Consider the following 24,336-nt stretch of genomic DNA (forward strand, 5'->3'; position numbering starts at 1 on the left):
GTAGTTCAGTCGGTTAGAATACCGGCCTGTCACGCCGGGGGTCGCGGGTTCGAGTCCCGTCCGCTCCGCCACTAATTAGAAAGCCCAGTCGAAAGACTGGGCTTTTTTTCGTTTCAAGCCCCCGGAAACACCACCGTCACCACTAAAGGCTCGACATATCGGCGAGTTGCCACATGCTCTCTGCTTGTCACCAGGTTTCACGCTGCTTCCATGGACACTCCGCCACTGATTTTGCCCTGGTGCATATGAAGCAGAGGGAGGGGCAAATCGTCTACTCAACAGACTTGACTGCTCGATGAATCAAGAAGTGATGAAGTAGCGCCGGGGGGCCAAGGCACTCCGCTTTTTTGCCCAGGGCAATGGATATTGGTTTCGATAACTGTGGCCAGGAGCCGTCCACGAGATGCATGTGATGCTTCTTATGCCTGCGGGTGAGGTGATTCAGGCAACAGCTCCGGAACATGGGTAAGTTGCCCCCAGGATGGGCTGATTCGCTGGAGTGCATATAAAGAAAAGGGGACGGCTTCTGCCGTCCCCTCAAGTCATCTCGTCCAGTCCCTGAACTGCCATGCTCCCTGCAATCCTTGACTCTATCCTTTCCTTTGGAATTTCCCCTTCCCATTCCATTGGGGTGTCCTGTGGCCATCCTAGCCTGGCAATCACTCCTGATTGCTTCACCGTCTCCGTCCTGGAGGTGTCCATTACCACATCCCGTGGTGTTCCTTGCGTCATCCTGACAGATAACCACCCTGGTTATCTCGCTTCATCCTGAAGCTGTTCCTGCCGCTCCTGCGGGTTCCTGTCATCCTGAAGAGTGACTATCCGTGCCACTCGGCCTCGTCCCGAGGTGTCCTGCGACCGCATCCTGCGACCGCATCCTGCGACCGCATCCTGCGACCGCATCCTGCGGTTGTCCTGTCATTCCTTGTGATAACCATCCGGGTTATCAACCTCATCCTGAGGTGTCCTGCCACATCCTGCGGCTTTTCCTATTTATGCGCTGTTCCTGCATCCTGCCGGACCAGCCGTCCTTGTGAGACCCATACTAAGGCAATCGTGGGCAGGAACAAGGCATGGAAGGCCATAAGATAACGCCAGATGATGAATGAATATCTGTCATTAATCTGAATTTGTCTTTTTTATCAGTGCTTTATTTAGTTTCTCAGGAAAGCATGGGGCTCTCGGGATGGCTTCACGTACGGCTCAACACTGAGGGGTCTTACAGGAAGAATGGCGGATCTCTCACAACCAAAAACAGGGAGGAAAACGATGGTACAGAAGGCTCAATCAGGGGTGTAAGAGTTAAAAATTAATTGAATAATTATGTGTGAAAAACAGACAAAAGCCGAGCTCATGCTCGGCTTTTCATCATTCATCCGATTGTGCTCAGCTGACCCGGGTACCCGGTGTCGGATATGCCTTGCGCAGGGACTCCGGTGCCAATACTTCCAGGTTGCCACTCATGTTGTTCAACCAGGAGCGGAACTCGGGCGTATCCTGGACCTCGGTCTCCACCACCACGCTGCGCTTGTCGTAGCGGGTCATGCGCGGGTTGTGTCCCGGGATCTGCCCATCGATCAGGGTGGGGCAGTTGGCATCGATGCGTCCGACGAAGCGGATCGGGCCGCTGACGTCCTGATAGCCCTGGTCGCGGATCAGCTTCTGGACGTTGAAATCCTTCGGCTGGGTGGCGCTGAAGTTGGTCAGTTCCACGTTCTTGATGTGATCGAACGGGATGCCATAGACCTTGGGATCCAGCTCGGACAGGGTGCAGAGCAGGATGGGGCCATCGGGCTGGTTCAGGATCCCGAGCGGATTGATGCGGTCATAGCAGAGCCACACGGTGCGTTCCTTGATGACACGCTGGATCTCGGCGCTGAACTTGCGACCACGCCAGAGGGCGTCACGGATCAGGGTGCTGCGGCGGATCTCAGGGTTGCCGGCAAACGGACGCGGCGACTGATGCACGCTCTCGAGCCAGCGCTCCGCCAGTTCGCTCTGGCTGTCACGGATCACCTGGCTGGCCTTGTCGACCAAGGGGTTCAATTCGGTCAATACACTCGCCGGTAGCAGTTGGCTCGCCTGATCACTCCAGGTTTTCAGGGCCACCGCCAGCGAGAGCGGCATGATGTTGGCAAAGTCGTTGAGACCGTGGCGCTCGAAGCACCAGCCGTGTGGTTTGCTGCGTTCATCCGAGGTGAGGTCGAACAGTCCCATGCCGGACATCTCTTCCAGGTCCCGTTGCACGGTACGCAGACTGACGTGAATGCCTTCCTCTTCCAGTTTTACCTGGAGTTGGCTGGCGGTCAGCTTGTAAGGGCGGTGCGGGATGCAACGCGCCAAGGTCAGTTGTCGTAACAGCTTCTTACTCATGGTGCATGCCTTCACTGGTTTAGCGTTGAGTGTATCCTAGCCATGTCATGCGACAGTCTATGTCGCAAGTTTTGCTGCGACAACTGTCGCCATTTTCATACATAATCATGTAAGTAACTGATAATTATCGACAATAAAGGCGTGGTAGGGGTTGTTTGGCGCTGTTTTTTGCCAAAATAAAGCGTTCTCCAGATTTGCCCGGTTGTCACGACAGGGGAGAAATGTATAGGGAGCCAAGGGGGAGGAGGGTATTCGGCAGGAGGAGAGAGGTGAGGGACTGGGCCCTCACCGGCAAAGAGGTCGTTCAGGCCAGCCAGGACCAGGCTGACTTGGTGATGGCGGCGCCAATCATGTAGCCAAATACCGCGAGGGCGGTGACCCCGGCGATCAGTTTCTGGCCGCGCGCAGGGCGCTTGAGTGCCATGACGCCGAGCCCTATGTAGAGCACCAGGGCGATCAGCTTGGCCATCAGCCAGGGCTGCTGGCCTGGGCTCATCTGCAGGGTGACCGCCAGCAGCACGCCAAACAGCAGCAGCAAGGTGTCGTTGATGTGGGGCAACACCTTGAGCCACTTCTGCTGCAAGCGCCCGCTGCCAGCCAGCGCCAGGCTCCAGCGGTAGATGAACAGCAGCAGGCTGACCATGGCCAGGGTCATGTGCAGGTGTTTGAACATGGGGTAATAGGCAATCATATTGCTTCCTTGTCGTTGTCGGGCAGACCGCTGTTCCAGTTGTGCGCGTGGGTACGCTCCTGTCCTTCCTGATCGTCTTGCAGCAGATCGGAGAGGATCTCGCGGTATTGCAGGCTCTTGTTGATATAGGTGTGCTCGTCATCCAGGTAATTGACCTGTTCCCGCAGCAGCCGGTTGTCATACTGCTTGAACACCTGACCCGCACGCCAGGCCTGGTTGGCCCGGAATCCGAGCTGGGTCAGTGCCTCTACCCCCAGATCCACAGCCGATCCCAGGGTTTCCCGGTGCACGCTGTCGACGCCGTGACGGAGGATCTCGTGGGCATGGGGCCTGTCCTGGGCGCGGGCCAGGATCTTGAGGTGCGGGAAGTGTTTCTTCACCATCTCGATCACCTCGAGGGAGGTAGCCGGATCGTTGATGGAGAGCACCAGCAGCCTGGCCTTGTGGGCCCCGGCGGCATGGAGCAGGTCGAGCCGGCTGGCATCGCCGTAGAATACCTGATAGCCGTACTTGCGCAGCATCTCTATCTGGCTGGCGTCCTGCTCCAGTATGGTGGTGCCTATGCCGTGACCGTGCAGCAGACGCCCCACTATCTGACCGAAGCGACCGAAGCCGGCGATGATGACCGGGTGCTCGACCAGTTCCGGCTGCTCGTGCTCGGGGGCATCGCTCTGGTTGCGGTAGTCGAACCAGGGCTGGATCACCCGATCGTTGAGGATCAGCAAGAGCGGCGTCAGCGCCATGGAGAGCGCCACCACTAGGGTCAGCAGCGAGATGGTGTCACCGGGCAGCACCTTGTTCTGGGCGGCGAACGAGAACAGCACGAAGGCGAATTCCCCCCCTTGTGCCAGGGCCAGGGCGAAGGTCCAGCGTTGGCTCGGCGAGATGCGAATGATCAGGCCGAGCACCATCAGCACTCCCCATTTCAGGAGCATCAGCCCTATCACCAGGGATGGAATGAGCAGGGGATGGGCGGCAAACAGACCGAAGTCGATGCCAGCGCCCACCGACATGAAGAAGAGGCCGAGCAGCAGCCCCTTGAATGGCTCTATGTCCGCCTCCAGCTCGTGACGATACTCGCTGTCCGCCAGCACCACGCCGGCGAGGAAGGAGCCCAGCGCAGGCGAGAGGCCCACCGACTCCATCAGCACCGCAATGGCGATCACCAGCAACAGGGCGGCGGCGACGAAGATCTCCCGCATGTGGGACTGGGCGATGGCACGGAACACCGGCCGCATCAGGTAGTGGCCGCCCAGCACTATGCCGGCGATGGCGGCGACCACCAGCAGGCCGTGCTGCCAGCCCGCCAGATCCGGATTGCCGTTGCTGGCCACAGGCGCGATGGCGAGCAGCGGCAGTATGGCCAGGATGGGAATGACGGCGATGTCCTGGAACAGCAGCACAGCGAAGGCGGATCGCCCGCTCTCGCTCTGCATCAGTTTGCGCTCCTGCAGGCTCTGCAGCACGATGGCAGTGGAGGAGAGCGCCAGGATGAGACCGATGGCGAGCCCCTGCTGCCAGGGCAGGCCGATGAGATGAGCGACCCCGGTCAGGGCCCCCGTGGTGAGCAGCACCTGCAGGCCACCGGTGCCGAGTATGGGCCCCTTCAGCTGCCACAGCAGGGCAGGGCGCAGCTCCAGCCCGACCAGAAACAGCATCAGCACCACCCCGAACTCGGCGAAGTGCATCACATCCTTCTGCTCCCCCACCAGTCCCAGCAGGAAGGGACCTATGATGATGCCCGCCAGCAGGTAGCCGAGCACGGAACCCAGCCCCCAGCGTTTGGCCAGCGGCACCGCTGTCACCGCCGCCGAGAGATAGATCAAGGCGTCGAACAACAATCCGTGCCCCATCAGCCGGCCCTCCGTTCGTCTCTGTTCGTCAGGGCCGGCAGCGCGAGCCCGATGAAAATCCAACCTGTCGTCATGACAACTCCCCCAGCAGATCCCGCAGATAGGGGCTGCCAGCGAGCTGGGCCGGGGTCAGCCGCTCATCGCGCAGGGCGCAGATCAGCTGGCGGTAATCCTGGCCACAGCGGCGCAGCGCCTCCGGATCTTTCAGCTTGTGGAAGGAGTGCAGCACGAAGGGGGGCAGCCACTGCATGCCGCATAGCTGCGCCGTCTGCTGGAACGGCAGCAGGAAGTCGAGCAGCGGGCGCTGGTTGTAGCCCTCGCTGCAATATGACTCCGGAGCGCCCCCCGTGGTGATGGCGGAGAGCCACTGCTTGCCACTGAGGGCGTGGGCCTCGGGGCCGTAGGCGTAGCCATACTCCAGCACCAGATCCAGCCACTCCTTCATGATGGCCGGGCAGGAGTACCAGTAGAAGGGGTGCTGGAAGACGATGATGTCGTGCTCAGACAGCAGGGCCTGCTCCCGCTTCACGTCGATGAACATGTCCGGGTAGTGGTGATAGAGGTCGTGCAGGGTGATGCCCTCCAGGCCGTCGAGTGCCTGCAGCAGCTGCCTGTTGGCCCTGGAACTCTGCAGGGCCGGGTGCGAGAAGATGATCAGAATGCGTTTCATGAGGTCCTAGCCTGAAGAGGGGCCTGGTGCCGATAAAAAAGGGCGGTGAGCTGCGACGTTATCAAGAAGCACCCCGGCTCGCCAGTTCCGGGATCAGGTCGCGCAGCGCCGGATTCAGGGTCTGATGGGCGGGATAACAGAGCCCGATGCGGCGAAACATCCGGGGTCCGCTCACTGCCAGGGTGCGCAGCCCCGGCTCATCTTCCACCAGCCCGTCGGGCAGGAAGCTGATGCCCACCCCCGCCAGCACCAGTGCCATCACCAGCCCCTTGCTCTCGGCCTTGGCCACCAGATTGAGGGTGAGCCGGTCACAGGCCAGCAGGCCTATGGTTTGCTGATGAGCCTCGCAGGGAGGACACTCAATAAAATCATGATGTTGTAGCTCTGCCAGTTCGATCCTCTCGCGACTGGCAAGGGGATGGTCGACCGGGACGCAGAGCACATAGTCCTCCTCCCAGAGCGGCAGGAAGATCTCGTCCTCCCGGCGCAGGGCATCCAGAGTCAGTCGGCAGTCGGCAGGGGTGCCGTAGTCGGAGAGAGTGAGATCCAGCTCGGGCAGCACCCTCTGCACCCGCTGCAACAGCCCGGCCACCCGGCGGCGGCTCAAGTCCGGCATGATGGCGATATTGAGCCTGGCGCGCGTCGCCTTCTGGCGAAACAGCTCCGGCAGGCGGCGAGCCTCTTCCACCAGCTTGACCGCGTGGGGGTAGAGATAGTGGGCAGGATCGCGCGCCTCCACCCCCTTCTTGCCGCGAATGAAGAGGCTGTCGCCGAGCGCCTCTTCCAACTGGCGCAGCCCCGCCGAGAGGGAGGGTTGACTGACGTGGCAGCGTGCCGCAGCCGCCGTGATGTTCTTTTCTTCATAGATGGCGATGAAGAAGCGTAGCAATCTCAGGTCCAGCATAAAATCAACCATAGCTTTTTCAGATGGTAACCAGTGGAAAACAATATTTATCACCGATAGATGTGGCGACTATAGTGATTGAGTCCCGTGCTGGCCAGCCCTTGTTTGACTCAGTTCCTCAATGAATCAGAAGGAAATACCCATGTCCAAGTCCCTCGTCGTGATCACCGGTGCCTCCGCCGGGATCGGTGCCGCCATCGCCCGCGCCTTCTCTGCCGCCGGTCACCCCCTGTTGCTGCTGGCCCGCCGGGTCGAGCCCATGCAGGCGCTGAACCTGCCCGAAGCACTCTGTGTCGGCGTCGACGTCACCGACACCGCCGCCATGAAGGCTGCCGTCCAGCAGGCCGAGGCGCAATTCGGCCCTGTGGGCTGTCTGGTCAACAATGCCGGCGTCATGCTGCTGGGTCAGGCCGATGTGCAGGATCCGGCCGAGTGGCAGCAGATGCTCAACATCAATGTCATGGGGGTGCTGAACGGCGTGCATGCCGTGCTGGCCGGAATGAAGGCGCGCCGCAGCGGCACCATCATCAACATCAGCTCCATCGCCGGTCGCAAGACCTTCCCGAACCATGCCGCCTACTGCGCCACCAAGTTTGCGGTGCATGCCCTGACCGAGAACATCCGGGAAGAGGTGGCGGACGTCGGCGTGCGGATGGTGACCATAGCCCCGGGGGCGGTGGAGACCGAGCTACTCAGCCATACCACGGATGAGAGCATCAAGGCCGGTTACCACGGCTGGAAAGAGGAGATGGGTGGCGTCATCGCCCCCGAGGTGATTGCCGAGGCCGTGCTCTATGCCTGGAGCCAGCCTGCCAACGTCTGCGTGCGCGAGATAGTGCTGGCGGCCACCCGCCAGCAACCCTGATAACCATGACGGCGGGGAGGGCTTGACCCTCCCCCTGGGCCAGGGGTTACCATAGGCACTCTTCGATTACTGAGTCATCCCATGGTCCTGACCCGTCGCCAACTCGCTCGCGCCCGCCGCTGGCTTCCCCTGTGGAGCCTGCTGATGGTGCTGATGTCGTTTGGCAGCCGGGCGGCGACCGATCTCTGTACTCTGACTCCCCATTGCAGCCAGAGCGAACGCACCCTGGAAAAAGCCATGCCTTGCGGCAGCTTCACCTCGGCGCTCGCCATGACGGTGCTCACCAGCGACAGCCTGACGGTGGCCTGGCTTGAGCCCGACATGCCAGCGTTCATTTCCCCCTCTCTCTTCATGCCGGAGGCGCCGCTAGAGCGGCTCGAACGGCCCCCTCGCCAGCTGGGTTGAGTCGAGTTACCCGTTTTTTGGGCATTTCTTCTTATCCGAGGTGAGTCATGTACAAGTCCCTGTTACTGGCCGTGCTGGCCGGTACCGTCAGTTTTTCTGCTCTGGCAACCGAGCAGATGACAGTCTACAAGTCCCAGTATTGCGGCTGCTGCAAGACTTGGATCAAGCACATGGAAGAGAACGGCTTTGCGGTCAAGGTCGTCGAAACCGAGCAGCTTGAACCCATCAAGCAACAGTACGGCATCACCCCGCAGCTGGCCTCCTGCCACACCGGGGTGGTGAACGGCTATGTGGTGGAGGGGCATGTGCCCGCCGCCGACGTGCAGAAGCTGCTCAAGGAAAAGCCGGCGATCCGCGGCCTGACCATTCCGGGCATGCCCCAGAGTGCGCCTGGCATGGATATTCCGGGTCAGCCCTATGAAGTGCTGAGCATCAGCGAGGAGGGCGCGACCAGAGTCTGGTCGAGCTATCCCGGCTGACGAACACTGGTCATGAGCCGGCACCACTCCATCATGTGAGGCACACCTGAGCGAATCCGTGCCGCTCATGGCCAGAGCAGGAGGGCCACCCTTGTGAGAGGGTGGCCCTTTTTCATGGTTTGGGGCCGAATGTCCGGGGATCACTTGCAACCCAGGGCGACAAGGGGCAGATTGATCGCCAATTTATTTTCTCAGGGGCGATGTTCCGGTTTGCCAGCCTTGTTTCCGCACCGGCGGAGTGAGCGGCGGCGGCCTGATCGTCAATTCATGGCGCTCCCCGCGAGCCTGCCTGCCCTGTTACAGCGCAAAGGATGCGACATGTTCATCTTTCCCCGAGGGTTGCTGCTGCTGGCTTGTCTGGTCGCCGTGCCCTGTACCCATGCCAATGAAGAGCCCGTCATGCCGACAAGCGAAACCCCCATCCTGCCTCCTGTGGCCCCCAAGCACCCCCATACCCTGAAAAAGCACGGGGACGTCCGGATCGACAACTACTACTGGTTGCGTGACGACGAGCGGGAAAAGCCCGAGGTGCTGGACTATCTCAAGGCCGAAAACGCCTACACCGAGGCCATGCTCAAGCCGGTCAAGCCGCTGCGTGACCAGCTCTACAAGGAGATGGTGGCCCGCATCCCCCAGCAGGACGAGTCCGTGCCCTATGTGAAGAACGGCTACCGCTACCAGACCCGCTATGAGCCGGGCAAGGAGTACGCCATCTACTCCCGCAGCAGGGTAGGGGAGAAGGACGTCAGCCTGATGCTGGACAGCAACCAGCGCGCCGAGGGTCACGAGTTCTATTCGCTGGGGGCGCTCGAGGTGAGCCGCAACAACCGCTGGCTGGCGGTGGCGGAAGACTTCCTATCCCGCCGTCAGTACCAGATCCAGTTCCTCGATCTGGAGAGCGGCACCTGGGCCGCCGACAAGCTCGAGAACACCTCGGGCAACCTGGTGTGGGCCAACGACAGCAAGACGGTGTTCTATGTGCGCAAGCACCCCAAGACACTGCTGCCCTATCAGGTCTATCGCCACGAGCTGGGCAGCGATCCCGCCAAGGACAAGCTGGTCTACGAGGAGAAGGATGACAGCTTCTACGTCAGCCTCTATGCCACCACCTCGGAAGACTTCATCGTCATCGCCCTTTCCAGCACCACCACCAGCGAGGCGCGCCTCATCGACGCCAACACGCCGGTTCAGGCGCCGCGCCTGTTCCTGCCCCGCCAGGTGGATCACGAATACAGCCTGGATCACTACCGTGGCCGCTTCTATGTGCGCTCCAACAAGGACGGCAAGAACTTCGGCCTCTACGAGACCAGGGAGAGTCCGGTGGATCGCTGGAAGGCGGTGATAGCCCCCAATCCGGACGTGCTGCTGGAGAGCTATGCCCTGTTCAGGGACTGGCTGGTGCTGGAGGAGCGCAGCAAGGGGCTGACCCGGCTGCGCCAGATCAACTGGCAGAGCGGGGAGCAGAAAGAGATCGCCTTCGACGATCCCGCCTATGTCACCTGGCTCGCCTACAACCCGGAGCCGGAGACCAGCGCCCTGCGCTACGGCTACTCCTCCATGACCACGCCGTCCTCCACCTACGAGCTGAACCTGGACAGCGGCAAACGCACCCTGCTCAAGCAGCAGCCGGTGGCGGGCTTCAAGGCCGACCAGTATGCCAGCGAGCGGGTCTGGGTGACCGCCCGCGACGGGGTGGCGGTGCCTGTCTCCCTGGTCTATCGCAAGGATCTGTTCAAGAAGGAGGGCAAGAACCCCCTGCTGGTCTATGGCTACGGCTCCTACGGCGCCAGCATGGATCCCGACTTCAGCAGCTCGCGCCTGAGCCTGCTGGACCGCGGCTTCGTCTACGCCATCGCCCATGTCCGGGGCGGCGAAGAGCTGGGGCGCCCCTGGTATGAAGACGGCAAGCTGCTGAAAAAACAGAACACCTTCCACGACTTCATCGACGTGACCGAGGCGCTGGTGGCCCAGGGCTATGGGGCGAGAGACCAGGTCTACGCCATGGGGGGCAGCGCCGGCGGCCTGCTGATGGGGGCCGTCATCAACCAGGCGTCCCAGCTTTATCGCGGCGTGGTGGCCCAGGTGCCCTTCGTCGACGTGGTCACCACCATGCTGGACGAGTCCATTCCCCTCACCACAGGGGAGTACGACGAGTGGGGCAACCCGAACCAGAAGCGCTACTACGACTACATGAAGAGCTACAGCCCCTACGATCAGGTCAAGGCGCAGGCCTACCCCAACCTGCTGGTCACCACGGGTCTGCACGACTCCCAGGTGCAGTATTGGGAGCCCGCCAAGTGGGTCGCCAAGCTGCGGGAGCTGAAGACGGACGACAACCAGCTGCTGCTCAGCACCGACATGGATGCCGGTCACGGCGGCAAGTCGGGTCGCTTCAAGGCTTACGAGGACATCGCTCTGGAGTTTGCCTTTATTCTGGAGCTGGCCAGGCCGAAGGCATGAGGCTGGGTTAACCGCTTGTTGCTGAACCGCGATCCGGGCGCCAGAGATGGCGCCGATTCGCAGATGAGATCAGGCCGGCGAGGGCAACCCCGCCGGCCTGTGTCTTGCCCCTGTCTCGGGGCGCCCTCAGCCAGATGGCAGCCCTTGTCAGCAAAGGGTTACAAAGGAATCCACCCCCTCCATTTCCCCGCTGCCTGCGCACACAAAACCAATTAATCCACGACCGATGAATTGATGATCCAGTTCAAATTTCTCGCTATTTAAATCCGCCGCTTTGCCATTTTGTTTGATTTATGTTGGCACTCTGTGCCTAATCAAGGGGTTACAACTTTTGATCCGGCTCTTTTGTGGTCGAATCACCCTCAGTCGGCATGACGCTGATTATCTCACCGCAGGATGATGGTGGCTTCTGGAAGGGCGTTCGCCGCTCGACCATTTCCTCGTACGAGGCTGTATAGGCAGACCCAGTCTTGGTGCGGGTCCGTCTCATATTCACCCGGGAATCGGGTGAGATAAATCAATGAAAAGGATGAAGAACATGAAAGGATTATCCTTGGCGTGCGCCCTGTCGGCGGCCCTGGTCGGTGTGTCGTTTGGTGGTCCGGTACAGGCGCAGGAGCGCTTCGTGACCATAGGCACCGGCGGTCAGACCGGCGTCTACTACGTGGCGGGCCAGTCCATCTGTCGTTTCCTCAATCGCGGCGCCGCCGATCACCAGATCAAGTGCAATGCCCCTGCCAGTGGCGGTGGCGTGGCCAACGTCAACGGCATCCGCAGCGGTGAGTTCAACTTCGGCATCATGCAGTCCGACCACCAGTACAAGGCGATGAAGGGGCTGCCCCCCTTCCAGGCCGAGGGGGCCATGGATGACATGCGCGCCGTCTTCTCCCTGCAGAGCGAAGTGTTCACCATTCTCGCCCGCCGCGACGCCAAGATCGCCGGCTTCGACGATCTGAAGGGCAAGCGCGTCAACATCGGCAACCCGGGTTCCGGCCAGCGCGACACCATGGAAGAGATCATGGCAGTCAAGGGCTGGAAGAAGAGCGACTTCGGCCTGGTCTCCGAGCTGAAGCCGGCGGAGCAGGCCTCCGCTCTGGGTGACAACAACATCGACGCAATGAGCTACTTCGTCGGTCACCCGAACGGTGCCATCCAGGAAGCCTCCACCACCACGGACGCCGTGCTGGTACCGGTGACAGGCGCCGACATCGACAAGCTGCTGGCCGAGAAGAGCTACTACACCAAGGCCGAGATCCCGGGTGGTCTCTACAAGGGCAGCGACAAGCCGACCCCGTCCATCGGTGGCAAGGCGGTGCTCTCCACCAGTGCCAAGGCCGATCCTGAAGTGGTCTACCAGCTGGTCAAGTCGGTGTTCGACAACCTGGATCGCTTCAAGCGTCTGCACCCGGCCTTCGCCGATCTGAAAGAGGCCGACATGATCAAGGTGGGTCTCTCCGCGCCCCTGCATGAAGGCGCCGCACGTTACTACAAAGAGCGTGGCTGGCTCTGATTGAAGGCCTGCCGGCCTTCCATCGTTCTCTTCGACACCCGCCCGCCACACCGGCAGCGGGTGTCGTGTCGTTGTACTCGCAGGCAAAAGTTAACCCTATGCAAGAAAAACAACTCTCTACCGAGGAACTGATCGCCCAGGACGTGGGCGCCCGGCTGCCCCTCGGCCTCATGGGCTGGCTGATCACCGGGCTGGCGCTGGCCTGGTCCCTGTTCCAGCTCTGGATCGCCTCGCCGCTCCCCTTCATTTTCGGGGTCGGCGTACTCAATGACACCGAAACCCGCGCCATTCACCTGACCTTCGCCCTGCTGCTGGCCTATCTGGTGTTCCCGGCCTTCCGGCGTTCCCCCAGAGACAGGGTGCCCCTCGGCGACATCGCCCTCGGTCTGATCGCCGCCGGTGCGGCCGCCTATCTGTTCGTCATGTATGAGGCCCTGGCCCAGCGCCCCGGCAACCTCACCACGGCCGATCTGATCACCGCCTGCATCGGCATTCCGCTGTTGCTGGAAGCCGCTCGCCGTGCCCTGGGCCCGGCCCTGGCGGTGATCGCCCTGGTGTTTCTCGCCTACAGCCTGGCCGGCCCCTGGATGCCGGGGCTGCTGGCGCACCGCGGGGTGAGCTTCACCGCGCTGGCGAACCACCAGTGGATCACCACGGAGGGGGTGTTCGGCATCGCCCTCGGGGTCTCCACCAGCTTCGTGTTCCTGTTCGTGCTGTTCGGCGCCCTGCTGGAGCGGGCCGGTGCCGGTCACTACTTCATCCAGCTCGCCTTCAGCCTGCTCGGCCACCTGCGCGGCGGCCCGGCCAAGGCGGCCGTGGTGGCCTCGGCCCTGACCGGGGTCATCTCCGGCTCCTCCATCGCCAACGTGGTGACCACGGGCACCTTCACCATCCCCATGATGAAGCGGGTCGGCTTCTCCAAGGAGAAGGCGGGGGCGGTCGAGGTGGCCTCCTCGGTCAACGGCCAGATCATGCCCCCCGTGATGGGGGCGGCGGCCTTCCTGATGGTGGAGTACGTGGGCATTCCCTACGTGGAGATCATCAAGCACGCCTTCCTGCCGGCGGCCATCTCCTACATAGCGCTGCTCTACATAGTCCACCTGGAAGCGCTCAAGCTCGGCATGCAGCCCATCGGTGGCCATCAACCCAAGCCCTGGCTGCGTCGCCTGACCGGCTTCGCCTTCGGTGCCACCCTCATCAGCGGCCTGTCGATGGCGGTCTACCATGGTCTGGGCTGGCTCAAGCCGGCGCTGGGTGAGTACGCCCTGCCAGGGATCGCCCTGCTACTGGCGGCCGTCTATCTGGGTCTGCTGAAGATAGCGGCCAGCAATGCGCCGCTGCCCGCCGAGGATCCGGATCAGCCCCTCACCGAGCTGCCGAACACCCGCGCCGTGCTGCTCTCCGGCCTGCACTTCCTGCTGCCTGTGGTGGTGCTGGTGTGGTGCCTGATGGTGGAGCGCCTCTCCCCGGGGCTCTCGGCCTTCTGGGGTACCGTCATGCTGGTGATCATCCTGCTGACCCAGCGGCCGCTGCTCAACTGGCTGCGTACCGACGGCAAGCATGACTACGGCTCGGCCCGCGATGGTCTGGTGGACTTGAAGGAGGGTCTGGTGGCCGGTGCCCGCAACATGATCGGCATCGGCATCGCCACTGCCACGGCGGGGATCATAGTCGGTGCCGTCTCCCAGACCGGGGTCGGCCTGGTGCTGGCGGATCTGGTGGAGATGCTCTCCATGGGCAACCTGCTGCTGATGCTGATCCTCACCGCCCTGCTGAGCCTTATTCTCGGCATGGGGCTGCCCACCACAGCGAACTACATAGTGGTCTCCAGCCTGCTGGCTCCCGTGGTGGTAACGCTGGGGCAGCAGAACGGCCTGATAGTGCCGCTCATCGCCGTGCACCTGTTCGTCTTCTACTTCGGCATCATGGCGGACGTGACCCCGCCGGTGGGGCTGGCCTCGTTCGCGGCGGCCGCCGTCTCCAAGGGGGATCCCATCAAGACCGGGATCACCGCCTTCTACTACAGCCTGCGCACCGCGGCGCTGCCCTTCCTGTTCATCTTCAACACGGATCTGCTGCTGATCGACGTGGACTTCGCCCACGGGGTGCTGATCTTCGTGGTGGCCACGGTCGCCATGCTGATCTTCGCCGCCGCCACCCAGGGCTGGTTCCTGGTGAAGAGCCGCTGGTACGAGAACGTGCTGCTGCTGCTGGTGGCCTTCACCCTGTTCCGTCCCGGTTTCTGGATGGACATGGTGCACGATCCCTATCGTGAGACGCCTCCCGCCCAGCTGGCCCGGACCCTGGGCGAGGTGGAAGCGGAGAGCACACTGCGACTGCGGATCCAGGGGGAGGATACGGTGGGCAAGCTGCGTCAATCCACTGTGTTGCTGGCGGTACCGGCCGGTGCCGATGGCGAAGAGCGATTGGCCGGCCTGGGGCTGACCCTGTATGAGCAGGACGGCAAGACCCTGATCGACAACGTCACCTTCGGCAGTCCGGCGGCGGCGGCCGGCATGGAGTTTGATCAGGAGATCCTCTCCGTGAAGGCGCCTACCGAACGCTGGCACAAGGAGCTGATGTGGATCCCGGGCTTCCTGCTGTTTGCGCTGGTGATCTGGCTGCAACGGCGACGGGCCACCTGCTCATAGACACCACCAATAAAAACGGCGCCTCGATGGCGCCGTTTTCAATACCGGGCAGGCTAGTTTGATTGGGTCTGCTTCTGCTTTTGCAGCTGATCCAGGGTCTGTTGTTCCTGCGGGCTCAGACCAAGCTGTTCACAGGCTTGTTCGAAGCTGATCCCCAGGTGGCACATCATGATATCGATGGCGGGCAGGTAGTTGGTCATTGCGTCTTCCATGGTGATCTTCCAGAGCTGTCTCTTATGCCCGAGCCGCGAGCAGGGGGCAATTAGACTTTAGGTGTAGGGTGCCATCTGCTTCACCCCCCTGCCACTGGGCGGGGGAATTTGCTACTCTTGCGGGCACTAAAGAGGTTGCCGTGTGACCGCGAGCAATCGGTGAGGAGCAGGGCATGTTATTGAGTTTCTTGATCATCGCATCTGGCTGGTGGCACATCCGCGCGGCTTATGGCTCAGACTCCCGTCAGTTCTACATCAGCAAACCCCTGACCATGCTGTTCATCATCGCCCTGGCCTTTGGCTACCAGAGCGATGACCACAACGGTTCCCACGCCTGGATCCTGCTCGGCCTCTGCCTGTCGCTGGCGGGTGACGTGCTGCTGATGCTGCCACGGGATCGCTTCATCCAGGGACTGGCGGCATTTTTTGTCGCGCACCTCTGCTACATAGTCGGCTTTGCCCAGGGCCCCCTTGTGCTCAAGCTGGTGGATGGCCTGCTGCTGTTGCTGGTGGCCGGCATGGTGTTCGGCCTGCTGTGGGGCAAGCTCGGCGAGATGAAGATCCCCGTCTTCTGCTACATGCTGGTGATCATCGGTATGGCCTGGGTCGCCGCCGGTGCCTGGCACGCCTCTCTTACCGCGGGTTCTGCTGCGGCCCTGGTGGGGGCACTGATGTTCCTCTTCTCCGACAGCATGCTGGCCCTCGATCGCTTCCGCCGCCCCTTCCCCCATGCCACGGCCTGGATCATGAGCAGCTACTTCGCCGCCCAGTTCCTGATCGCCGCCTCCCTGGCGGGCTGAGCGCCTCGGGGCCCTGTGCAGAGGGCAAACGGGACACGCACTCCCACACAAGAAAAACGGGCCATGGGGCCCGTTTTGCCATGCCGGTGTCACGCCTCCAGCGGCTCGGCGTCCGCGGCTCTGGGGGCCGGTTGCCTGAGCAGCAGCATCAGGGCGCTGGCGATGAGCAGGAAGATGCCCATCACGTAGAACACCTGGTTGTAGGCCATGATGGCGGCCTCCCGGTTGATGGTATTGGACAGCATGGCTCTGGCCTGCTGCTGGGCGAGCGCGGGATCCGAGCCCTGGGCCATCATGGTCTGGGCCAGCTGCAGCAGGTAGCTCTGCCCCTCTATGCTGGTGGCGGCCAGGGTGCTGCCTATCTGGCTGGCGTGGATGCGGGTGTCGTTGTCGATCAGGGTGGCTATGATGGCGATGCCGAAGGCCCCACCGAGGTTGCGCAGCACGTTGAGCAGGGTGGAGGAGGAGGGGATCTCCTCCGGGGTCAGACTGGCGGTCGCCACCAGGGAGAGGGGCACCATGATGAAGGGCTGGCCCAGGGCCCGCACTATCAGCGACTGGATCAGCTGAGGGCCGGCGTAGTCGGCGCTCATGTTGACGTTCATGAAGCAGCTGATGGCGAACACCAGGAAGCCGAAGCTCACCAGGTAGCGCGGATCTATCCGGGTGACCAGCCTGGGCACCAGGGGCAGCACCAGCAACTGGGGCAGGCCCATCCACATCAGCACCTCCCCTATCTCCAGGGCGTTGTAGTTGTGGATCTGCGCCATGTAGAGCGGCAGCACATAGATGGAGCCCATCAGCGCCATGCCGAGCACCAGATAGGCGAAGCAGGCCAGGGCGAAGCGCGGGCTGTGCAGCAGCCGCAGATTGACCAGGGGATGGCGGCGCAGCAGCTGGCTGATGACGAAGAACACCAGGGCCACCACCGAGATGACGGTGAGCCGCACTATGAAGCTGGAACCGAACCAGTCCTCTCTGTTGCCCTCCTCCAGCACCACCTCCAGCAGACCCAACCCCACCGCCATGGTGAGGATGCCGACCAGATCCACCCGTTTTATCACCTCCCAGTCCACCGGCTTCCTGTCCAGGCCGTGGGCCAGCATGGCCATCACCAGCAGGCCGGGGGGCACGTTTAGGTAGAAGATGTAGTGCCAGGAGAGCTGCTCCGTCAGCCAGCCCCCCAGCGTCGGACCTATGGCGGGGGCGAAGGTGGCGCACAGGCCGAACAGCGCCATGCCGGTGGCCCGCTTGTGCAGCGGCAGCAGGCTGACGATGAGGGAGAAGGCCATGGGGATCAGCGCCCCGCCGGTGAAGCCCTGCAGCGCCCGGAAGACGATCATGCTGGTGAGGTTCCAGCTGAATGAGCAGAGCACGGAGGCGACGATGAAGGCCCCCGTGGTCCACAGCAGGTAGCGGCGCACGCTCAGCCCCCGGCTCAGCCAGCCGCTCAGGGGGATGGCGATCATCTCCGCCACCAGGTAGGAGGTGGAGATCCAGGAGCTCTCGCTCAGGGTGGCCGAGAGGGCGCCCTGAATGTCCTTCAGGGAGGCGTTGGTGATCTGGATGTCGAGTATGGCCATGAAGGCGCCGATGAGGCCCCCCATGACCGCGATCCAGTTGCGACGTGGAATGGGTTCCATCAGTTGGCGGCGACCACGGGATCAGGGGTGCGGGTGTCCACTATCACCTCGCTGGAGAGACCAGGACGAAGCTTGCCCGCCAGTGCGCCCGGCTCGGGGATGCGGATCTTGACCGGCACCCGCTGCACTATCTTGGTGAAGTTGCCGGTGGCGTTCTCCGGTGGCAGCAGGGCGAACTTGGCGCCGGTGGCAGGGGCCAGGCTGTCGATGATCCCCTCGACCGGCTGATCCGGATAGGCATCCAGGATCACCTCCACGCGCTGACCCGGTTGCATGTGCTGCAGCTGGGTCTCCTTGAAGTTCGCCTCGACCCACACCTGTTGCAGCGGTACCAGGCTGGCCACCTGCATGCCGGACTGCACATAGAGCCCTTCCCGCAGGCTGCGCTTGCCTATGATGCCGTCCGCCGGGGCCCGCAGCTCTGTGTAGCCGAGCTCCAGCCTGGCCTGTTCGAGCTGGGCCTCACTCAGTGCCAGTCTGGCCTGGTTCTGCTTGGCTTCGGCGTCCAGCACCAGCAGGCGCTCGCGAGCGGCCTGCAGGGCGGCTCTGGCCTCCTGCTCCTGGGCCTGATTGACCTGCAGACCGGCGCGCACCTCGTCCAGGCTGTCCTGGGAGCTGTAGTTGCGCTGATTGAGCTGACTGACCCGGCGCACCTGCTGCTGGGCCCGCACCTGCTCGGCATTGGCGGAGCTGACCCTGGCCTCGGCTTGGCGAATGAGGCTCAGTTGCTGGGTACGGGTGGCGGCCAGGTTCTCCGCGGTCGCCTGATTGAGGTGCAGATCGGCCTCGGCCTCGAGCACCCGGGTTCTGTACTCCCTGTCGTCCAGTCTGGCGATGAGCTGGCCGGCCTTGACCTCCTGGTTGTCGGTCACCAGCACCTCGCTGATGTAGCCGGGCAGCTTGGAGCCGATGCCGGTCACCTCGCTCTGCAGATAGGCGTTGTCGGTACTCTCGAAATGGCGGCCGTGCAGATACCAGTAGGCGGCAAACAGCAGGCCGAACAGGGCCAGCAGCAGGGCTGCCAGCAGGGGGATCTTCTTGTGTTGACTCATGATATGGGTTTTTCCTGAACTGTGGCGGGCAGGCTAACATCGCGTAACTGTTTCGATTAGTATCCATTCATGAGATATACAGTTTCACTGGTGAGACAATGGACCTGAACGCAGCCTTGATTCTGGTGCGCATCGTCGACAAGGGCTCCTTCACCGCCGCCGCCCAGGAGCTGGGCATGACCAAGGCGACGGTGAGCCGCCGCATCGCCGAGCTGGAGCAGCACCTCGGCGTGCGGCTGCTCTATCGCTCCACCCGCCAGCTCACCCTGACCGAAGCCGGGGAGCAGTATTACCTGCGCTGCAGCAAGGCGGTGGAAGAGCTGGCCCAGGCCGAGCTGATGCTGAGTGCCAGCCAGCAGGAGGTGACAGGCACCCTCAAGCTGGCGGTCCCCATCGAAACGGGACAGCTGGTGGTGGGCCGGCTGGTGGCCCACTTTCTGCAAGCCTATCCGGGGCTGCGGGTGGATCTGGAGCTGACCAACCGCATAGTGGATCCCATCAGCGAGGGGCTGGATGCCATAGTGCGGATCGGCGACATGAGCGACTCCAACCTGGCGGCACGGCGCCTGTGGAGCACGGGGCGCCTGCTCTGCGCCAGCCCGGATTATCTGGCGCGCAGCCCGGCCATCACCCGGCCCGAGGATCTGGTGCGCCATGAGCGGGTCGCGGTGAGCAGCGGTTTTCTCGCCTCCCACTGGTGTTTTGAACGGGATGGCCGGGAGGTGCTGGTGGATCCGCCGTCCCGCTTCCAGGTCAACAACATCACCTGTGCCAGAGAGGCGGCGAAGGCCGGGCTGGGGCTCGCCTCCCTGCCCGCCATGTTGTGCCATGATGAGCTGGCCGACGGCTCTCTGGTGGCTTTGCTGCCGGACTGGCAGCAGCCCAAGGTGCCCATCTATCTGCTGTTTCCCGAGCGGCGGCTGATGCCGCGCAAGTTGCGGGTGTTTATCGATTTTCTGGTGGCCAATGGCCCGACTTACGGCATCGACAACCTGCTGTGAGCGGCAAGCGGCCATGGAGAGTGATGGTCCGGGGGCTGCCGCCGCCGGTGCATCGACAAGGGGTTGCGAGGTGAGGATTTATGGAGCAGTGGATTAACTTGTATCGGGCCTCTCACTCACTGGAGGCGCATGCCTTGAAGGGAGCGCTGGAAGTCGAAGGAGTGCGGGTGCGGCTAAGCGGGGAGGGGCTCTCGGGGGCGCTGGGGGAGCTGCCCGTGGATCTGCTGCAGGTCACCCTGATGGTGAGCGAGCAGGATCGTCAGCGGGCAGGCCGGATCATAGAGCGCTACCAGCAGCGCCAGGGCAATGGCTGGCTGTGCGGCCAGTGCGGAGAGGAGAACGGCGCCAACTTCGATATCTGTTGGCGCTGCCATCACGATCCCCAGGATCACTGAGATCTCCCCCTTCTCCCGCCCCTCAGCGCAGGGTGAAGTCGATGTCCTCCCCCGCGCTGGCATCGTGATAGATCGCCAGATCCAGCTCCTTCTCGCTGCGGGCGATCAGCACTGACACCAGGATGTCGCCGGAGACGTTGACCGTGGTTCTGGCCATGTCGAGGATTCTGTCTATTCCGGCGATGAGCGCCACCCCTTCCAACGGCAGTCCCACTGCGGTCAGGGTCAGGGTCAGCAGCATCAGCCCGGTGCCCGGCGTACCCGCCGTGCCTATGCTGGCCAGGGTGGCGATGCTGATGATGGTCAGGTAATCCACCACGTGCAGATCCACCCCGAATGCCTGGGCCACGAACAGCGCCGTTACTCCCTGATAGAGGGCGGTGCCATCCATGTTGATGGTGGCGCCAATGGGCAGCACCTTGGCGGTGATGGCGGGAGAGACCCCCAGCCGGCGCTCGGCGCAGGCCAGGCTGATGGGCAGGGTGCTGCTGCTTGAGCTGCTGGTGAAGGCCACCGCCTGGGCGTCGACGATGCTCTTGAAGTAGTGCAGCGGATTGAGGCGGGCCAGCAGGATCAGCAGGCTGCTGTAGACCCCGAGCACATGCAGCAGGCAGCCGAGGTAGACGGCGCCTATCACCTTGAGCAGGGGCAGCAGCAGGCTCACCCCGTATTTGCCCGTCATCCAGGCCATCAGGGCGCAGACGCCATAGGGGGCCAGCGCCATCACCATCTGGGTCAGCTTGAACATCCCCTCCGCCAGGGAGGTGAAGAACAGGATGGCGGGGCGGCCGCGCCGGCCGGTGGCATTGAGGGCCAGGGCGAGGGCCACCGCAAAGACGATCACCTGCAGTATCTTGCCATCCACCATGGCCTGTACCGGGTTGTGGGGCACCAGATGGCTCAGCACGCTGGCCAGGGTCGGCTGCACCATCACCCCGGTCCGTTCGTAGGGCCCCATGTTGGCGCCCATGCCGGGCTCCAGCAGCCAGCCCATCACCAGGCCGATGCAGATGGCGACGGCGGTGGAGCAGAGGTAGAGACCTATGGCCTTGCTGCCGATCCTGTCCAGGCTCTTGCCCTTGAGCAATGAGGTAAGGCCGGCGATGACGGAGCAGAAGATGAGGGGTACCATCAGCATCTGTATGGTGTTCACGAACAGGACGCCGATGGGCTTGAGCAGCAGTGCCTGCTCGCTGAAGCAGAGCCCCAGACCTATCCCGGTCAGCATGCCGAGCAGTGTCTTCAACCAGAGCGGGCGGCGGGTCCAGATCCGCCAGGGCTTGAAGACCAATCCATGGAACAGCATGACGCCAATGTCCTTATTTTCTGTCTGCGATGGCAAAGGGGGCGCTAGTGTAGCCATCCCCCGATCAGGTTGCCACATTATCGACAAAGCGAGGCTCACGGCCAGCCCGGGGGAGTTAAAAAAGGCGTTTTGTTGGCTTATATCAAGATCGGGGACCTGGGTTCAGGCTCTAATGGACATCTGACATGATGATTAAAGAGGCTTGAGATGTCCCAGTCGATACACGGTCACGAAGTGATGGAGATGATGCTGGAAGAGGGGGGCCATTTTACCCGGGCCAGCCTCAGGGAGGCGATTGAGGCGCGCTTTGGCGCCGATGCCCGCTTCCATACCTGCAGCGCGAGCGAGATGGATGCAGAGGCGCTGATCGACTTGCTGGCCAGACGCGGCAAGTTCATCGAGTCCGAGCAGGGCTTCCAGACCCGGGCCGACAAGATCTGCAACCACGGCTGATCCCGCGGCGAGCGCGCCGGGGCGCTCGCCGAATCCCGCCTCCTTTGTTATATTTCGCCCTCTCCCTCCTCTGTTAAAGGCTTGGCCTGGGCAACGCCCGGAATCTGTATGGATACTTTCTCCGCTGCCGTCATGTTGTTTCTGATCATGGATCCGCTGGGCAACCTGCCGGTCTTCCTCTCTATACTGCGTCATGTCGATCCCAAGCGGCGGCGCAAGGTGATGATCCGCGAGCTGCTGTTCTCCCTGGCCATCATGCTGGGCTTCCTGTTTGCCGGTCAGCAGATCCTGAGCTTCCTGAACCTGCGCCAGGAGGCGGTCAGCATCGCCGGGGGCATCATCTTGTTCCTCATCGCCATCAAGATGATCTTCCCGAGCCCCGGCGGCGTGACCGGGCTGGCGGCGGGGGAGGAGCCCTTCCTGGTGCCCATGGCCATCCCCATGATAGCGGGCCCCTCCATACTGGCCTCCCTGCTGCTGCTGGCGAACCAGGAGCCGACCCGGATGGCGGACTGGTCCCTGGCCCTGCTGATGGCCTGGGGCGCCAGCGCCGTGATCCTGATGTTCTACGAGCTGTTCAACAAGCTGCTGGGTGAGCGAGGACTCACCGCCGTGGAGCGGCTGATGGGCATGCTGCTGGTGATGATCTCGGTGCAGATGCTGCTGGATGGGGTGCACCACTATTTGGCTGTGACGGGCCAGGGGTAAGAAGAAAGGGGCTGCCAGGCAGCCCCTTTCCTATTGTGCGTCCATGACGGCCAGCGCCTCGTACTGGCGGGACGGGTCGCCTGGGGTCTCCAGCTTGCCCATGATGAGGGTGAGCAATGTCTCCCGCAGCCAGCGGTGGCCCGGATCCTCCTCGTGGCGCTGATGCCAGATGAGCAGGTGGGAGATGCTGTCCAGGGCGATGGGCAGCGGCAGCGGCACCAGCGGATAGACCTGGGTGGCGTGGCGGGCATAGAGCCGTGACAGGGTCACTATCATGTCCGAGTGCATGCCCATGCGCAGCGCCGCCTCGAAGGAGGGCACGGTCGCCTCGATACGGCGGTAGAGATCCTGCTCCGCCAGCTTGTGATCCAGCATCCAGCGATCCCGTCCCTCGCAATAGGTCTGCACATGGGGATAGGCCAGGTAGCGGGGGAGATCCCACTCGGGTTCGCGCAGGGCCGGGTGATCCCGCTGCACCAGGCAGGTGAGGTCATCGATGGCGAGCAGTCGCTGGCAGATGGCGTTGGGCAGGGTATCCAGCCTGAAATCCGAGTTGATGCAGTTCTCCCGCACCGTGAAGGCGATGTCCACCTGACCCTGGCTCATCTCGGTCAGGCTGTGCTCTGTCCACTCCTCGTAGCGCAGCCGGATCCCCGGTGCCTGGCGCTTGAGCTCGCTCAGATAGAGCGGCGCGAACAGGGTGAAGGCGCTGTCCATGCTGGCGATGACGAACTCCCGCTCTGTGCTGGCGGGATCGAAGGCGGGGGGCTGGATCAGGTTGTCCAGGGAGAGCAGTATGGGTTGCAACTGCTGCTGCAGATCGAGGGCGCGCGGGGTGGGATCCAGCCCGTAGGCGGAGCGGACGAACAGGGGATCGTCGAAGGTTTCCCGCAGGCGACCCAGGGCCTTGCTGACGGCCGACTGGCTCAGATGCAGACGGCGGGCGGCCCGGCTGCCATTGCGCTCTTCCAGCAAGACTTGCAGGATAATCAACAAATTAAGATCTATGCGCCCGAGCTGTTCCAGCAACATGATATGAATCCTCTTCAACTCTTAGATGAATTTATACCATTTGTTTTCATATCTTGGCGACCCTATGCTCGACCTGTCTCTCGCCTTCATGGCGACTGGTACAGGATGTAGCGGTTGAGGGGACAAGTAGCACCGACTCATACGGCGGCCAAGGGTCGCCGTATCTTTTTATGTTTTTTGACGATTTTCCTGCCAACTTGCGCCTGCCTTGATTTTGCCCAACAATCGTTGCGCCTTCTTTTGATACAAACAACGGGTATCTATCTGTCAGGAGTCGCCCTATGGGACTTGGTGGAATTCATATCTGGCATCTGTTGATCCTGGTGGTGGTGGTCGTCGTGGTGTTTGGCAGCAAACGCCTGGCCGGCGCCGGTGAGGATCTGGGCACCGCCATCAGGGATTTTCGTAAAGCCTTGCGTGACGATGAAGTACATCCGAAATGAGTAGGAGTGGAAGTATGTCTGTAGACGAAAAAGTGGAATTGAATGAAACCTGCGACAGCTGCGGCTGTTTCGCCGAGATCGGCACCATCATAGGTGAAGGGGACGATGTGATGGAGCTGGTGATCGAGGCCGCGGCAGAAGCCGACGCTCGCGCCAAGCTCGCAGCCTATGAGGCGCTGGCCAAGCAGGTGACCGCCGAGGCCGTGATCGACAGCGAACTGACCCAGGGCGCCGACGGCGTGATCCTGAAGGCCCGCCTGCAATTCACCTGCACCGCCGAGAAGCTGATTTTCGAGATGCGTGCCCGCTCTATCTGAGCCCCGATGAGACGGCAGGCTTGCCTGCCGTATTGCCCCTCCGGCGGCCATACCCGTTGTATAGTGAGTTATCCCGCGGACTATCCCGTGCCAGTCCGGCACCTGTGGCTCCG

The 24,336-nt window shown here is 62.4% G+C and carries 23 protein-coding genes; 13 read left to right on the plus strand and 10 right to left on the minus strand.

The window, feature by feature from the left end; translation table 11 throughout:
- Window positions 1-1,386: 1,386 nt before the first annotated feature.
- The 5 genes from AC3WR3_RS05240 to AC3WR3_RS05260 all read right to left on the minus strand — a co-directional run bounded on the left by AC3WR3_RS05240 (window position 1,387) and on the right by AC3WR3_RS05260 (window position 6,491).
- Entirely contained in the window at window positions 1,387-2,373 is a 987-nt protein-coding gene (locus tag AC3WR3_RS05240; RefSeq protein ID WP_025325391.1) for a helix-turn-helix transcriptional regulator, read from the minus strand.
- Between the two features lie 304 nt (window positions 2,374-2,677).
- A complete protein-coding gene (locus tag AC3WR3_RS05245) occupies window positions 2,678-3,064 on the minus strand; it encodes a SirB2 family protein (RefSeq protein WP_429109004.1) in 387 nt (128 codons plus the stop codon).
- Window positions 3,061-4,917, minus strand: a complete 1,857-nt coding sequence (gene kefC / locus AC3WR3_RS05250; protein WP_492291368.1) for a glutathione-regulated potassium-efflux system protein KefC — start codon at window positions 4,915-4,917, stop codon at window positions 3,061-3,063. Before kefC ends, AC3WR3_RS05245 begins: the two co-directional genes overlap by 4 nt.
- A 70-nt stretch (window positions 4,918-4,987) precedes the next feature.
- Window positions 4,988-5,587 (minus strand): glutathione-regulated potassium-efflux system oxidoreductase KefF, encoded by a 600-nt coding sequence (kefF, locus tag AC3WR3_RS05255; RefSeq protein ID WP_202047798.1) that lies wholly within the window; start codon window positions 5,585-5,587, stop codon window positions 4,988-4,990.
- 61 nt (window positions 5,588-5,648) lie between these two features.
- Complete coding sequence (locus AC3WR3_RS05260; protein WP_492291369.1) at window positions 5,649-6,491, minus strand: LysR family transcriptional regulator; 843 nt, start codon at window positions 6,489-6,491, stop codon at window positions 5,649-5,651.
- A gap of 142 nt (window positions 6,492-6,633) precedes the next feature.
- On the opposite strand from AC3WR3_RS05260, the gene AC3WR3_RS05265 reads away from it, so the two are divergent.
- From AC3WR3_RS05265 to AC3WR3_RS05290, 6 genes are all read left to right on the plus strand, one after another.
- On the plus strand, window positions 6,634-7,356 hold the full coding sequence (locus tag AC3WR3_RS05265; protein WP_247627428.1) for an SDR family oxidoreductase: 723 nt from the start codon (window positions 6,634-6,636) through the stop codon (window positions 7,354-7,356).
- Between the two features lie 81 nt (window positions 7,357-7,437).
- Window positions 7,438-7,761 (plus strand): hypothetical protein, encoded by a 324-nt coding sequence (locus tag AC3WR3_RS05270; protein ID WP_202047797.1) that lies wholly within the window; start codon window positions 7,438-7,440, stop codon window positions 7,759-7,761.
- 47 nt (window positions 7,762-7,808) lie between these two features.
- Window positions 7,809-8,240, plus strand: a complete 432-nt coding sequence (locus AC3WR3_RS05275) for a DUF411 domain-containing protein (protein WP_492291370.1) — start codon at window positions 7,809-7,811, stop codon at window positions 8,238-8,240.
- Between the two features lie 318 nt (window positions 8,241-8,558).
- Window positions 8,559-10,700 carry a S9 family peptidase gene (locus AC3WR3_RS05280; RefSeq protein ID WP_492291371.1) on the plus strand — a complete coding sequence of 714 codons (2,142 nt, stop codon included), beginning with the start codon at window positions 8,559-8,561 and terminating at the stop codon, window positions 10,698-10,700.
- 538 nt (window positions 10,701-11,238) lie between these two features.
- Window positions 11,239-12,210: a TAXI family TRAP transporter solute-binding subunit gene (locus AC3WR3_RS05285; protein ID WP_202047795.1), complete on the plus strand. Its 972-nt coding sequence runs from the start codon at window positions 11,239-11,241 to the stop codon at window positions 12,208-12,210.
- A gap of 98 nt (window positions 12,211-12,308) precedes the next feature.
- Entirely contained in the window at window positions 12,309-14,861 is a 2,553-nt protein-coding gene (locus tag AC3WR3_RS05290) for a TRAP transporter permease (RefSeq protein ID WP_492291372.1), read from the plus strand.
- A gap of 53 nt (window positions 14,862-14,914) precedes the next feature.
- Here the strand turns inward: AC3WR3_RS05290 and AC3WR3_RS05295 are convergent, their stop codons facing one another.
- The gene (locus AC3WR3_RS05295; RefSeq protein ID WP_005332188.1) at window positions 14,915-15,073 is read right to left on the minus strand and encodes a hypothetical protein; all 159 of its coding nucleotides are present in this window, start codon (window positions 15,071-15,073) and stop codon (window positions 14,915-14,917) included.
- Between the two features lie 173 nt (window positions 15,074-15,246).
- On the opposite strand from AC3WR3_RS05295, the gene AC3WR3_RS05300 reads away from it, so the two are divergent.
- Window positions 15,247-15,873 (plus strand): lysoplasmalogenase, encoded by a 627-nt coding sequence (locus AC3WR3_RS05300; RefSeq protein ID WP_202047793.1) that lies wholly within the window; start codon window positions 15,247-15,249, stop codon window positions 15,871-15,873.
- Between the two features lie 89 nt (window positions 15,874-15,962).
- Here AC3WR3_RS05300 and AC3WR3_RS05305 read toward each other — a convergent pair whose 3' ends face one another.
- Both AC3WR3_RS05305 and AC3WR3_RS05310 read right to left on the minus strand, forming a co-directional pair.
- Complete coding sequence (locus AC3WR3_RS05305; RefSeq protein ID WP_106885222.1) at window positions 15,963-17,516, minus strand: DHA2 family efflux MFS transporter permease subunit; 1,554 nt, start codon at window positions 17,514-17,516, stop codon at window positions 15,963-15,965.
- Window positions 17,516-18,568 carry an HlyD family secretion protein gene (locus AC3WR3_RS05310; protein WP_265435450.1) on the minus strand — a complete coding sequence of 351 codons (1,053 nt, stop codon included), beginning with the start codon at window positions 18,566-18,568 and terminating at the stop codon, window positions 17,516-17,518. Before AC3WR3_RS05310 ends, AC3WR3_RS05305 begins: the two co-directional genes overlap by 1 nt.
- Before the next feature lie 98 nt (window positions 18,569-18,666).
- Between AC3WR3_RS05310 and AC3WR3_RS05315 the strand changes: the two genes are divergently transcribed.
- Both AC3WR3_RS05315 and AC3WR3_RS05320 read left to right on the plus strand, forming a co-directional pair.
- A complete protein-coding gene (locus AC3WR3_RS05315; RefSeq protein ID WP_025325405.1) occupies window positions 18,667-19,569 on the plus strand; it encodes a LysR family transcriptional regulator in 903 nt (300 codons plus the stop codon).
- 80 nt (window positions 19,570-19,649) lie between these two features.
- The gene (locus AC3WR3_RS05320) at window positions 19,650-19,964 is read left to right on the plus strand and encodes a putative signal transducing protein (protein ID WP_202047789.1); all 315 of its coding nucleotides are present in this window, start codon (window positions 19,650-19,652) and stop codon (window positions 19,962-19,964) included.
- A 22-nt stretch (window positions 19,965-19,986) separates the two neighbouring features.
- Here the strand turns inward: AC3WR3_RS05320 and AC3WR3_RS05325 are convergent, their stop codons facing one another.
- On the minus strand, window positions 19,987-21,270 hold the full coding sequence (locus AC3WR3_RS05325) for a dicarboxylate/amino acid:cation symporter (RefSeq protein ID WP_247627422.1): 1,284 nt from the start codon (window positions 21,268-21,270) through the stop codon (window positions 19,987-19,989).
- 207 nt (window positions 21,271-21,477) lie between these two features.
- Here AC3WR3_RS05325 and AC3WR3_RS05330 point away from each other — a divergent pair, with 207 nt between their 5' ends.
- Complete coding sequence (locus AC3WR3_RS05330; RefSeq protein ID WP_139439260.1) at window positions 21,478-21,723, plus strand: YecH family metal-binding protein; 246 nt, start codon at window positions 21,478-21,480, stop codon at window positions 21,721-21,723.
- Between the two features lie 108 nt (window positions 21,724-21,831).
- Window positions 21,832-22,431 carry a YhgN family NAAT transporter gene (locus AC3WR3_RS05335; protein WP_139439259.1) on the plus strand — a complete coding sequence of 200 codons (600 nt, stop codon included), beginning with the start codon at window positions 21,832-21,834 and terminating at the stop codon, window positions 22,429-22,431.
- A 30-nt stretch (window positions 22,432-22,461) separates the two neighbouring features.
- On the opposite strand, the gene AC3WR3_RS05340 is transcribed toward AC3WR3_RS05335, so the two are convergent.
- A complete protein-coding gene (locus AC3WR3_RS05340) occupies window positions 22,462-23,463 on the minus strand; it encodes a LysR substrate-binding domain-containing protein (protein ID WP_492291373.1) in 1,002 nt (333 codons plus the stop codon).
- A 281-nt stretch (window positions 23,464-23,744) separates the two neighbouring features.
- Between AC3WR3_RS05340 and tatA the strand changes: the two genes are divergently transcribed.
- The gene (gene tatA, locus AC3WR3_RS05345; protein WP_492291374.1) at window positions 23,745-23,906 is read left to right on the plus strand and encodes a twin-arginine translocase TatA/TatE family subunit; all 162 of its coding nucleotides are present in this window, start codon (window positions 23,745-23,747) and stop codon (window positions 23,904-23,906) included.
- A 14-nt stretch (window positions 23,907-23,920) separates the two neighbouring features.
- A complete protein-coding gene (locus AC3WR3_RS05350) occupies window positions 23,921-24,223 on the plus strand; it encodes a YfcZ/YiiS family protein (RefSeq protein WP_042650556.1) in 303 nt (100 codons plus the stop codon).
- Window positions 24,224-24,336: the final 113 nt, after the last annotated feature.

The organism is Aeromonas sp. EU05-FHT14A05 (assembly GCF_058791175.1).

Bases quoted from the DNA above. Each gene is read 5' to 3' on its own strand.
- AC3WR3_RS05270 (WP_202047797.1), top strand. From the start codon at position 7,438: ATGGTCCTGACCCGTCGCCAACTCGCTCGCGCCCGCCGCTGGCTTCCC.
- AC3WR3_RS05280 (WP_492291371.1), top strand. From the start codon at position 8,559: ATGTTCATCTTTCCCCGAGGGTTGCTGCTGCTGGCTTGTCTGGTCGCC.
- AC3WR3_RS05285 (WP_202047795.1), top strand. From the start codon at position 11,239: ATGAAAGGATTATCCTTGGCGTGCGCCCTGTCGGCGGCCCTGGTCGGT.
- AC3WR3_RS05300 (WP_202047793.1), top strand. From the start codon at position 15,247: ATGTTATTGAGTTTCTTGATCATCGCATCTGGCTGGTGGCACATCCGC.
- AC3WR3_RS05245 (WP_429109004.1), bottom strand. From the start codon at position 3,064: ATGATTGCCTATTACCCCATGTTCAAACACCTGCACATGACCCTGGCC.
- AC3WR3_RS05295 (WP_005332188.1), bottom strand. From the start codon at position 15,073: ATGGAAGACGCAATGACCAACTACCTGCCCGCCATCGATATCATGATG.
- AC3WR3_RS05325 (WP_247627422.1), bottom strand. From the start codon at position 21,270: ATGCTGTTCCATGGATTGGTCTTCAAGCCCTGGCGGATCTGGACCCGC.
- AC3WR3_RS05305 (WP_106885222.1), bottom strand. From the start codon at position 17,516: ATGGAACCCATTCCACGTCGCAACTGGATCGCGGTCATGGGGGGCCTC.
- kefC (WP_492291368.1), bottom strand. From the start codon at position 4,917: ATGGGGCACGGATTGTTGTTCGACGCCTTGATCTATCTCTCGGCGGCG.
- AC3WR3_RS05240 (WP_025325391.1), bottom strand. From the start codon at position 2,373: ATGAGTAAGAAGCTGTTACGACAACTGACCTTGGCGCGTTGCATCCCG.
- AC3WR3_RS05350 (WP_042650556.1), top strand. From the start codon at position 23,921: ATGTCTGTAGACGAAAAAGTGGAATTGAATGAAACCTGCGACAGCTGC.
- AC3WR3_RS05315 (WP_025325405.1), top strand. From the start codon at position 18,667: ATGGACCTGAACGCAGCCTTGATTCTGGTGCGCATCGTCGACAAGGGC.
- AC3WR3_RS05265 (WP_247627428.1), top strand. From the start codon at position 6,634: ATGTCCAAGTCCCTCGTCGTGATCACCGGTGCCTCCGCCGGGATCGGT.
- AC3WR3_RS05310 (WP_265435450.1), bottom strand. From the start codon at position 18,568: ATGAGTCAACACAAGAAGATCCCCCTGCTGGCAGCCCTGCTGCTGGCC.
- AC3WR3_RS05335 (WP_139439259.1), top strand. From the start codon at position 21,832: ATGGATACTTTCTCCGCTGCCGTCATGTTGTTTCTGATCATGGATCCG.
- AC3WR3_RS05330 (WP_139439260.1), top strand. From the start codon at position 21,478: ATGTCCCAGTCGATACACGGTCACGAAGTGATGGAGATGATGCTGGAA.
- tatA (WP_492291374.1), top strand. From the start codon at position 23,745: ATGGGACTTGGTGGAATTCATATCTGGCATCTGTTGATCCTGGTGGTG.
- AC3WR3_RS05275 (WP_492291370.1), top strand. From the start codon at position 7,809: ATGTACAAGTCCCTGTTACTGGCCGTGCTGGCCGGTACCGTCAGTTTT.
- AC3WR3_RS05290 (WP_492291372.1), top strand. From the start codon at position 12,309: ATGCAAGAAAAACAACTCTCTACCGAGGAACTGATCGCCCAGGACGTG.
- AC3WR3_RS05340 (WP_492291373.1), bottom strand. From the start codon at position 23,463: ATGTTGCTGGAACAGCTCGGGCGCATAGATCTTAATTTGTTGATTATC.
- AC3WR3_RS05260 (WP_492291369.1), bottom strand. From the start codon at position 6,491: ATGCTGGACCTGAGATTGCTACGCTTCTTCATCGCCATCTATGAAGAA.
- kefF (WP_202047798.1), bottom strand. From the start codon at position 5,587: ATGAAACGCATTCTGATCATCTTCTCGCACCCGGCCCTGCAGAGTTCC.
- AC3WR3_RS05320 (WP_202047789.1), top strand. From the start codon at position 19,650: ATGGAGCAGTGGATTAACTTGTATCGGGCCTCTCACTCACTGGAGGCG.